The organism is Psychrobacter sp., from assembly GCF_030457785.1.
Classification (GTDB): Bacteria; Pseudomonadota; Gammaproteobacteria; order Pseudomonadales; family Moraxellaceae; genus Psychrobacter.
On the sequence record NZ_JAKDUI010000077.1, the window covers coordinates 1 to 10,416 of the forward strand.

The window sequence follows — 10,416 nt, forward strand, 5'->3', positions numbered from 1 at the left end:
CACATATGCTAACAGTGCCTACTTATTATATTTAATGACAAATAAGTTTATCTAATTACCAAAATGGAATAATAAAAATATATTCAACCCTATCAATCACTTGCTACTCGTAGATAAGATTTTTTCGGACATTAATGTTTTTAAATGCAATTATTTTTGATTTGAACAACCATTAATCTCAGGCCCTAATCTTAGGCCCTAGCGCTCCTTAACGCTCCTCCTTTCCTTACTATCGAAGACGAACTATCCAACGTCCAAATTAAAATTATGCTGTGTTTGGATATGGATATGTCTTAAAGGAATTTATCATTGCCGCCACAACCTTATATGATGTGAACCTGAATTGCTTACCTTGCGATTGGCAATAAGATCAACTACACACGCAAATCATTTTCGTCGCTGCTTTTAAGCTTAAAAAACAAAAATTGAGATTACGTCATGTATCAATATAATTACGCTGACCAAACCCTTGTAGAGGAGCGAGTCGCCCAGTTTCGCGACCAAACCGAACGGTTTTTGGCGGGCGAGCTGCCAGAAGAGCAGTATTTGCCTCTGCGCTTGCAAAATGGACTTTATATCCAGCGCTTTGCGCCTATGCTGCGTATTGCCATTCCTTATGGTCTGTTAGCAACCTATCAGCTACGTAAACTGGCTGACATTACCCGTAAGTATGATAAGGGCTATGGGCATTTCACTACCCGTACCAACATACAGCTGAACTGGCCAAAACTAGAGGAAGTGCCAGATATATTGGCAGAGTTGGCGTCAGTACAGATGCACGCCATCCAGACATCAGGTAACTGTATTCGTAACACCACTACCGACCCTTATGCTGGGATTCATAAAGAAGAGATTGCTGATCCACGCCCCTATTGCGAGATTATCCGCCAGTGGTCAACTTTTCATCCAGAATTCGCGTTTTTACCACGTAAATTTAAGATTGCCGTTATCGGTACTGAAAATGACCGTGCTGCGACACAGGTACATGATGTAGGACTGCATCTAAAAACCAATGAGGCTGGCGAGCTAGGATTTGAAGTAATCGTTGGCGGCGGGCTGGGACGCACACCGGTTATTGGTAAAGTGATCAATAAGTTTTTACCCCGTGAGCATCTGCTCAGCTATTTAGATGCGATATTGCGCGTCTATAACCTGCACGGTCGTCGTGACAACAAATACAAAGCCCGTATCAAAATATTGGTCGATAGCATGGGCGGTCCTGCCTTTGCCAAACTGGTCAATGCCGAGTGGGAAGCCCATATCAAAGATGGACCATTGACGCTGACCGACGCGAACTTTGACAAAGCGAGTAGCTTCTTTACTGAACCTGACTACACGAAGTTTGATGCGCTGCAAGTACAGGATGAGCTACAGAAGCAGCTTGATGCAGATCAAAAATTTGCTAATTGGTACAACCAAAACACAGTGGCACATAAAGTCGCAGGCTATCGCGCTGTCGTGATTTCATTAAAGGCCGGTTTGGTAGATGGCACTTACGTACCGTCAGGTGATGTTGATTCGGATCAAATGAACGCCCTCGCCGACCTAGCAGATAAATACAGCTTCGGTGAGTTACGTAGTACGTATGAACAGAACCTAGTCTTTTCTGATGTGCAAATCGATGACTTGTATGAACTATGGGAGCAGTTAACAGAGCTGCATCTGGCACGCGCTAACATCAACACCTTAACAGATATGATCGTCTGCCCTGGTTGGGATTATTGCTCACTCGCTAATGCCACCACGCATAACATCGCTGAGCAAATCGAAAAACAATTCGACGACCTAGATTATCTATACGACTTAGGTGATATACGCCTGAATATGTCTGGCTGTATGAATGCCTGTGCGCACCATCATACCGGTGACATCGGTATCCTAGGAGTCGATAAAAAAGGCGAGCATTGGTACCAAATCAGTTTAGGCGGTAACTCTAAAAACGATGCCAAGATTGGCAAAATATTAGGTAAAGCCGTACCAGCTGATGAAGTAGCAAGTACGCTACAAACGATTTTGGATGTCTATTTAGCACAACGCGGCAGCAATGATAATGATGTAGAAGGCTTCGGTGACATGGTCAACCGTGTCGGCATCGCCCCATTCAAGGAGAAGGTCTATGGGTAATCATCATGTGTTAAATAATGAAGGTTTTGATGTTAGCAATAGTGATAGCTGGTTGGCGCTGAGTACCAATGAGCTACCAGACGGTATCGCTCTGGCACATATATCACTACTCGAGTTGCTACAAAAACAAGAGAAGCTTGATGTACTGCTACCACTTAGCGATTTACTCGATGTCGAAGGCAAGATTGCTGGCGGGTTAGTACACGAAGCATTTGAATTAATGGCCCAACACTCTAGCCGTCTTGGTGTGTGGATCACGTCAGATACCGATACCAACCAACTTGTCGGCATAACAGACTTCTTGTTAACGCAATCTTTGATCGTGATTCATATACCAGCCTTTACCGATGGTCGTGGCTTTAGTTTTGCCCAAACGCTACGTCAACTCGGCTATCAAGGTGAAATACGTATGGCGGGTCAGTTTGGTCGTGATCAAATTGCCTATCTACTACGCGCTGGTGCCGATAGCTTTGTCCTTAGCGAGCACGATATGCAGTCTATCTCTGATATTAGCCAAGCGTTCAATGCGCTTGCCAGCAGTTATGACGGGCGCACTGCCGCAGATTTACCGATGTTTTGAGCCGGTTAAACGCACTACCACAATTTATCGAACACACTCTTAAACCAACTTTTTTGTATCAATGATTATTAAGGATCATATTATGAGCCAATTACACCCAAACCTAGATATCGACCAAGCCAACCAAGAGCTACATGGCAAGTCGCCTGAGGAAATCGTGGCATGGGCACTAAGCCAAGCCAAAAACCCAATCATCACCACCAATTTCCGCCCTTATGAGTCAGCTATTTTACACTTGGTCGCCAAGCAACGCCCTGACATCACTGTATTGTGGGTAGATTCAGGATATAACACCGTTGCCACTTATCACTTTGCCAACAAATTGATTAATGATTTGGACCTAAACGTCATCACTTATATCCCTAAGCAAACGGCTGCCCACCGTGATGCTACTATGAACGGCATCCCAGGTATCGATAACCCACAACATGATGAGTTTACCGAACAAGTAAAACTTGAGCCGTTCCGTCGTGCATTGAGCGAGCTAAAACCTGACGTATGGTTCAACGCCATTCGTAAAGACCAAACTGAATTCCGCCAAGGTCTAGACGTACTTAGCTTATCAAAAGACGGTGTATTAAAAGCAGCGCCTTTGTTTGAGAAGACTGACGCTGACTTGGATGTTTATCTTGCAGAAAACAACCTACCAAACGAGTTTGACTACTTCGATCCAACCAAAGTAGAAGAAAGCCGTGAGTGTGGTCTACATACACAGCTATAGTCGATAAAAATTAATATCGCTACCATAGCTGCTGCTGGTAAAAATAAAAAAGACCGCTCCTAGTCACTAGGGGCGGTCTTTCTTTTGGCTTATGGGTTTCTCTGGCTTGTATTTGCCTAAAGAGCAAGCATACTAAACCACCCTATTCCTCTTAAAGTTCTCAGCCTGCTCAAATATCTCAGTATAAACTTCCTTCGGATCGACAGGTGGATAACCCCACGCGTCTAGCAATATCATCAGATCAAACTGTAACTCAGCCTTGATATCATCGCGCTTGTTCCAGTCGGTGTATTTAGCCTTGTCATCGATCAGTTTTTTTACTTCTTTGGACAGCTTAACCAGCTTGTCTTCTGGATAGGTAAAGTCATACTTATGCGCCAGCATGATTAAAATGTCATAAAAAGCCTTTTCTTCAAAGTTGATGCCCTTCTCGCCAAAGGATGCCATCTCCTGACGTAGCTCGTTGTATATCTTGATAATCTCATCGGAGAAGTCGCTGATGACCTTTGGCTGTAGCACATCATTTTCATCACGCTCGTTATATCTTTCAACCAAGGCATTCATTTTTTTGCTGAAATCCACACCTTTGACTTTGTTGGTCTTTTTCAGCTCACCAATCGCTTTGGCGAGGAGTTGTTGTAGCAGCTCCAGCTTAGTATTGGGCTGTTTTACCGACTCGATCTTGGCGAGGTAGTCTTCATCGAAGATATCGATCTCACCGTCGCTGTTATCGCCTAACTTAAAGATTTCTTCCACGCCGTCGCTCAATAGCGCGTCTTTTACCAATTCACGCACCTTTTGGTTCATCTGCTCGGTATCAGGTGCGCCGCCTGTGGTGATTTTAAAGATGATGGTACGGATAGCGAGGTAATAATGAATTTTGTCTTTATGCGCTTTGGTTAGCTCATTACTCCCCACGCAAATGTCATAGGCGGATTTCAAACGCTTGGCTAAATCCATAAAGCGTTTTTCTAGCTTTTTGGATTGCAGCACAAAGTCAGCGGCGGCGTTTAGGCAGTTGAGTTGCTCTAGTGGCGTACCCTTATAGTACAGGCTGGCGTCAAACTTATGAAACACTGTATCGAGTAGGTTTAGGTGGTCTTTTACCACCACGACGGATTTTTGGATATCTTCTAGATTTTGATCTTGACCACCAGTGTAATGCGAGAGCGCCAAGTTCATTTGCTTTTTGATACCGATGTAATCGACGACCAAGCCGCTTTCTTTGCCTTCAAACTTACGATTGACCCGTGAGATGGTCTGAATCAGGCTGTGTTTTTGTAGGGGTTTATCGATATAAATGGTATCGAGGAACGGCACGTCAAATCCCGTGAGCCACATATCGACGACGATGGCGATTTTAAAGTTTGATTTGCCGTTTTTGAATTGACGGTCGATTTCTTTGCGGTATTGCTTATTACCCAGTTTGTCCCACATGGGTTTGATGTCGTCTTTGTTGCGAGTCATGATCATCTTGACTCGCTCCATCGGCATGACTGTTTTTTGATCGCTTTCTGATAAGGTCGTGCCTTCCTCACACGCTCGCACCTCATCCCATTCAGGGCGCAAGTCTATGAGGTCTGCATACAGCTGATAGGCAGCTTCACGGCTACTACAGACAAACATGGCTTTGCCTTTTTGGGTCGTGCCTTCGCTCACACGTGCTTCGTAATGGGTTACAAAGTCCTCGGCAATCGCTCTGATACGGTCAGGGTCACCGAGAATGGTGGACATGCTCGCCATGGCTTTTTTGCTTTTATCGACTTGATATTCGTTGGCACCCGACTCGACGCTGTGCTGGTAATATTTTTCTACTTCTTCTAACTGCTTACTATCGAGCAGTACTTTGGCAGCGCGCCCTTCATAGACGATACGCACGGTGATTTCATCAAACACCGACTCGACCATGGTGTAGCTGTCCACGACTGGACCAAACACGTCAAGGGTGGCGTCTATCGGTGTGCCAGTGAAGCCAACGTAGGTGGCATTGGGCAGTGAGTCGTGCAGGTACTTCGCAAAGCCGTAGGTCTTTTTTACTCCGTCTTCGGTGACGGTGATTTTTTGCTGTAGATTGACTTGGCTACGGTGCGCTTCATCGGAGATGCAGATGACGTTGGTGCGATTGGTCAGTAGCGCCAGATCTTCGGTGAATTTGTGAATGGTGGTCAAAAACACGCCACCGCTCTGCCGCCCTTTTAACTGCTCTCTTAGGTGCGCTCGGCTCTCGACACTGATGATATTGTCATCGCCGATATAGGTCTTGGCATTGGTAAAGGTTTCAGATAGCTGACCATCTAAGTCGGTGCGGTCAGTGATTAAGATAATGGTTGGACTACCAAGCTGAACGTCGCGCATCAGCAGACGAGCTAAAAATAGCATGGTATAGCTCTTACCACAGCCAGTCGCACCAAAGTACGTACCGCCCTTTCCGTCACGCACACCGTCGGTTTCATCGAGCACACCATTCGTATCCACCACTTTCATATGACGTTTGATATTGGCGTATAGCTTGGTGGCGGCATAATACTGCGGATAACGACAGACGATTTTTTCTTCCTTACTGGAAGTGTCTGGCACGTAGATGAAGTTATGAATGACATCAAGCAGTCGGGACTTATCAAACAACCCGCTGACCATGGTCAATAAAGAATGAATGCCGTCTTTTTCCAGCTTTTCATCGCCAGTGACTTTGCGCCACGAGTAGTAAAACTCATAAGGGGCAAAAAACGAGCCCATCTTTGAGTTGACGCCATCGCTGATGACGCATAACGCATTGTATTTAAACAGCTCTGGAATATCACGCTGATAACGAGTGGTCAGCTGATCGTAAGCCTCATACATGGTGGCGTCTTCACGGATGCTGCTCTTGAACTCAAACACCACCAGCGGCAAGCCATTAATATAAAGAATGCCATCAGGGATACGCAGCTCAAAGCCTTGTATCTCCATCTGATTGACGATGCGAAAGCGGTTATTATCGACTGCCTCATAATCAATCAGCTGGATGTAGAGGTCTTTTTGGGTATAGTCTTCACGCTTGAGGGTAAAGCCATCAGCGACAAGCTTCATGATGGCTTTGTTGGTATCGTAAAGGTCGGAGGCAGGAAGGTATTCAAGCTTATGAATGATGGACTCAATCTCATAGTCTGTGATCAAGTCATCTTTATAACGGGTCGCTAGAAAGTGTCGAAGATCAGACTTAATCAACACATCGTTAGGATTGCGGTCGAGCGCTTCACCAAGCGTATGTGGGTAGCCCTCGGCTGCTAGTAGCTCGATAATGGCTTTTTCAAGTCGCTCTTCGGTGAATTTCAATGCTTCGTCCTTTTTCATAATTTAGCGTTTAGAGCGAAATCCTAAGTATAATTCAAAATTTCATTTAGATAATCAAACAAGCGTTTTCATTTTTATCGCTAACATCAAAGAAATATTCAAGCAATTTCTCCTTGTTATCAAATAGATCATAGAACGTTGAGAGACCGCCTGAACCTTCTGAGTTCGTTTCAAGTAGATATATATTTTTCTTATCTGGTGAAGATAGTTCATAAGCTATTGAATAATTCCCTCCAAACATTTTGTAAAGACATACGGGTTTATAGACAATAGCGTTTTTAATCAAAGAATGAAAAGGTTTAACTTTTCCGTTTTCAGATATGCTTAGCATTCCAGCAGCTTCAGAATGATTTATACTTATCGTATCAACATTCTTAGTATTATCTCCGTAGTAACTAATCCCCCATGCGGCTTCAGCCTTACTATTGGGATTGTTATAAGATGATTCCTGTAAGCTATAGTTATCAAAGTTTATCCGTATATATCCATTTTTTTGAAATTGCTTAGTGTATTCGTTTCTCTCAATGCCTTTGTCCCAAATAATTTTTGAATCATTAGTATTAAAACTCCATACTTTTGGAGCATTAGCATTAGGCATATAGTCTTTGACGAACTGACCAAACTCATACGACTTCAGGCTATTCGCTTGCTTGGGATATACATCAACTGCATTAGCGTTGTGGCTATAGCAAATAAGTATAAATAGTAATGGCAGCGCATAGTTCTTTTTCATTTTTGCACCTTATCGCTTAATTTTAAATTCTGTAGGATACTTTCCAAGCACCCTAAAAAATATCATCAGGTATACGCAACTCACCTGACATTAACTTGGGTAAAAGAGTATCGCGAAGTTTAGATAAACTTACATTTACTGAGTTGTTTTGAGCCTGTTTATTAAGGTACGAAAACGCAATCTGATCAAATGCATTCAGAACAGAATTTGATGGCAAACAAAGTTGATGAGTTTGAAAATCCCCTTTTCTAAAAAACTCGCGAGCACTTCCAGATGCAAGTCCAAGTTTTAGAGGGGTTATGAAATCAAGCATGTATTTAACATACGACTTACTAATTTCAGAATTAGGCTTAGGTCTAAAACACCACATGTTTTGATTTCTTAATGCAGGCAATTGATGCGGCTCGATTAAGCCTCTGTTGCCTACACTCGCTCCAACCATAATAAGGTGATAATCAAAAGGCTCACTTAGATATTTAGAAAAAGTATCTTTAAATTCATTAGGTAGATAGACATCATCAGTTAAAAGCTCGACACCTCCTTGAGAAGTAAAGTTTTTTGTTCTCAAAACGAATAAGCCTTTTTCTACGTAATCTTTGCTTTTGAATGCAAAACCGTTTAGTACATCTATTTTTTGCTCAAGCTTCTCAACAGCCCACCCCTTCGGAATCCAACCCATTTCCTCAGTAAACTCAAACGCATCAGGGAATAACTTTTGAATATCTGCCTTGTCTTTTTTCTCAATCGTTTTACGCTGCTCAGCACGCTCTAACAGTTCATCAGGAATAGCATTACCAGCCGCCAGCGCGTTATCAATTACCGGATCAAAATCAACAAACCAGCTTTTAAACAACGCCTGCGCCATCGCTTCTAGAGTTTCGTTCATTTGGCGATTTAGCTCGATTTTATCGTCTAAAGAACCAAGAATATGAGCAATGGCTTTTTGTTCTATAAGTGGAGGTAAGATAACTTCCAAGTCATTTAATTGGTTTTTACTCACATTTGGAAATGTAGACCCTGTGGCAGAAGCTAGTAGTTCTGGGAGCTTGATATCGATAACCCCTTTTAAAAAGCTCTGAAACTCTTTACCTTTTTTATGTCTAAATGCTGCTAATCCTCGACCAATTGCATACTCTTTATCTGACCAATTCATTCTTCCAGTCGTTGAACCACGTACACAGAATAAAAGATCATCTTTTTTAGAGAATTTTTTTGGGTCGGTTGTAAATTGTGTAGGATGAGGATGATTACTACCAAATTCAGTGGGTCCATTTAGCAAAGGTGTGCCATGCCCGTCAGAGTTACAGTCAGCACCTTTTGGTGACTGACCCATAACGATTTCTGCTAACTCCCCTAAAGTACTTACTTCCCAATCACTCGCCATAACCCAACACCTCCAAGTTCTGACGAATGGTCGCGTCTAGCTTTTGCGACTCTTGCATTTGTGTGTATAGCGTTTGGCTTAGCTCCAGCATTTTAGTTTCAAACGGGATGCCATCATCTTCGATAGCAGTAGCCCCTACATAACGCCCAGGGGTGAGCACATAATCATTGGCTTTGATATCTTCTAGACTGGCTGATTTACAGTAGCCTGCTTCATCTGCATAAGCTTCATAACCGCCTGCTTCCGCTTCACCACGCCATGCATGATACGTCTTAGCAATCGCTTCGATATCGTCAGTCGTGAATTCTTTATGCGTACGATCAATCATGCTACCGATAGCGCGAGCATCGATGAATAGCGTCTCACCACTACGGTTACGTAAGCCGCGAGCTTGGCTATGCGCTGACTTGGCTTGTTTATCTTTACTGATAAACCATAAGCACACCGGAATTTGGGTGGTATAAAACAACTGACCCGGTAGCGCAATCATACAATCGACCAAGTCGTTCTCGATGATTTGCTGGCGTATTTCACCTTCACCACTGGTAGTGGTAGACATCGAGCCGTTAGCTAGGACAAAACCTGCCGTACCGTGCTCAGACAATTTGGATATCATGTGCAATATCCAAGCATAGTTGGCATTGCCCGTCGGCGGTGTCGGATACCCTGCCCAGCGTGGATCATCGACTAGCTCATCAGAGGCGCGCCAATCCTTTTGGTTAAAAGGTGGGTTTGCCATGATGAAGGCCGCTTTGAGGTCTTCGTGCTGCTCTTTAAAGAACGTAACGGCTGCCACATCCCCCAAGTGGCTTGAAATACCACGAATGGCAAGGTTCATCTTAGCGAGCTTGTAGGTCGTGCTGGTGTACTCTTGCCCATAGATAGACACGTCTTTGGTATTGCCGTGGTGACTCTCGATAAACTTGATTGACTGCACGAACATACCGCCCGAACCGCAGCACGGATCATAGATTTTGCCTTGATACGGCTCTAGCATCTCTGCAATGAGATTGACCACAGACTTAGGGGTATAGAACTCACCACCGCCCTTGCCTTCAGTCGCGGCAAACTTACCCAAGAAATACTCATACACGCGCCCGACGGTATCTTCTTCTGGATTACCAATGGTATCGATGTTATTCACCACATCAATCAAGGCGGCTAGCTTACTGGCAGTCAGACCTAAACGAGAGAAGTAATTATCAGGCAATGCGCCTTTGAGCGAAGGATTGGTCTTTTCAATCGTGCTCAGCGCAGTATCAATCTTTAGCGCAATGTCTTCTTGCTTGGCATGCTGCTGAATATGGCTCCAGCGGCTCGGCTCAGGCAAATAAAAGACGTTGTCCTTAGTATAGGCAGGCACCATGTCGATGTGCTTCTCGTAGCCAGTATCGATGAGTTTTTGTCGTTGCTGCTCAAAAGTATCACTGATGAACTTGAGGAATATCAAGCTAAGAACGATGTGCTTATATTCTGAAGACTCGACACTGAGCTATGCTGAAGAAACCGTAGAGGTAAACTTGGTAAACTAAGCGTATTAA

General features: G+C 43.8%; 7 protein-coding genes and 1 pseudogene. 3 read left to right on the forward strand and 5 right to left on the reverse strand.

Going from position 1 to position 10,416, the window contains the following annotated elements:
* Positions 1-438 precede the first annotated feature (438 nt).
* The 3 genes from L0J61_RS05415 to L0J61_RS05425 all read left to right on the forward strand — a co-directional run bounded on the left by L0J61_RS05415 (position 439) and on the right by L0J61_RS05425 (position 3,425).
* Positions 439-2,124 carry a nitrite/sulfite reductase gene (locus tag L0J61_RS05415; RefSeq protein ID WP_301465320.1) on the forward strand — a complete coding sequence of 562 codons (1,686 nt, stop codon included), beginning with the start codon at positions 439-441 and terminating at the stop codon, positions 2,122-2,124.
* A complete protein-coding gene (locus L0J61_RS05420) occupies positions 2,117-2,704 on the forward strand; it encodes a DUF934 domain-containing protein (RefSeq protein ID WP_301465321.1) in 588 nt (195 codons plus the stop codon). The genes L0J61_RS05415 and L0J61_RS05420 overlap by 8 nt, the downstream gene beginning before the upstream one ends.
* 82 nt (positions 2,705-2,786) lie before the next feature.
* On the forward strand, positions 2,787-3,425 hold the full coding sequence (locus L0J61_RS05425; protein WP_301465322.1) for a phosphoadenosine phosphosulfate reductase family protein: 639 nt from the start codon (positions 2,787-2,789) through the stop codon (positions 3,423-3,425).
* Positions 3,426-3,557: 132 nt separating this feature from the next.
* Here the strand turns inward: L0J61_RS05425 and L0J61_RS05430 are convergent, their stop codons facing one another.
* The 5 genes and pseudogenes from L0J61_RS05430 to L0J61_RS05450 form a co-directional block, all read right to left on the reverse strand.
* The gene (locus L0J61_RS05430; RefSeq protein ID WP_301465323.1) at positions 3,558-6,758 is read right to left on the reverse strand and encodes a type I restriction endonuclease subunit R; all 3,201 of its coding nucleotides are present in this window, start codon (positions 6,756-6,758) and stop codon (positions 3,558-3,560) included.
* 46 nt (positions 6,759-6,804) lie between these two features.
* Positions 6,805-7,491: a hypothetical protein gene (locus tag L0J61_RS05435; RefSeq protein WP_301465324.1), complete on the reverse strand. Its 687-nt coding sequence runs from the start codon at positions 7,489-7,491 to the stop codon at positions 6,805-6,807.
* Between the two features lie 52 nt (positions 7,492-7,543).
* Positions 7,544-8,875 (reverse strand): restriction endonuclease subunit S, encoded by a 1,332-nt coding sequence (locus L0J61_RS05440; RefSeq protein ID WP_301465325.1) that lies wholly within the window; start codon positions 8,873-8,875, stop codon positions 7,544-7,546.
* Complete coding sequence (locus L0J61_RS05445; protein ID WP_301465326.1) at positions 8,865-10,022, reverse strand: SAM-dependent methyltransferase; 1,158 nt, start codon at positions 10,020-10,022, stop codon at positions 8,865-8,867. Before L0J61_RS05445 ends, L0J61_RS05440 begins: the two co-directional genes overlap by 11 nt.
* 3 nt (positions 10,023-10,025) lie before the next feature.
* Positions 10,026-10,349 (reverse strand): annotated as a pseudogene (locus L0J61_RS05450) (type I restriction-modification system subunit M N-terminal domain-containing protein); the annotation flags it as partial.
* Between the last annotated feature and the right edge of the window lie 67 nt (positions 10,350-10,416).

What these genes read in the sequence shown, in the direction of transcription:
- L0J61_RS05415 (WP_301465320.1), top strand. Translation starts at nt 439, where the DNA reads ATGTATCAATATAATTACGCTGACCAAACCCTTGTAGAGGAGCGAGTC.
- L0J61_RS05420 (WP_301465321.1), top strand. Translation starts at nt 2,117, where the DNA reads ATGGGTAATCATCATGTGTTAAATAATGAAGGTTTTGATGTTAGCAAT.
- L0J61_RS05425 (WP_301465322.1), top strand. Translation starts at nt 2,787, where the DNA reads ATGAGCCAATTACACCCAAACCTAGATATCGACCAAGCCAACCAAGAG.
- L0J61_RS05430 (WP_301465323.1), bottom strand. Translation starts at nt 6,758, where the DNA reads ATGAAAAAGGACGAAGCATTGAAATTCACCGAAGAGCGACTTGAAAAA.
- L0J61_RS05435 (WP_301465324.1), bottom strand. Translation starts at nt 7,491, where the DNA reads ATGAAAAAGAACTATGCGCTGCCATTACTATTTATACTTATTTGCTAT.
- L0J61_RS05440 (WP_301465325.1), bottom strand. Translation starts at nt 8,875, where the DNA reads ATGGCGAGTGATTGGGAAGTAAGTACTTTAGGGGAGTTAGCAGAAATC.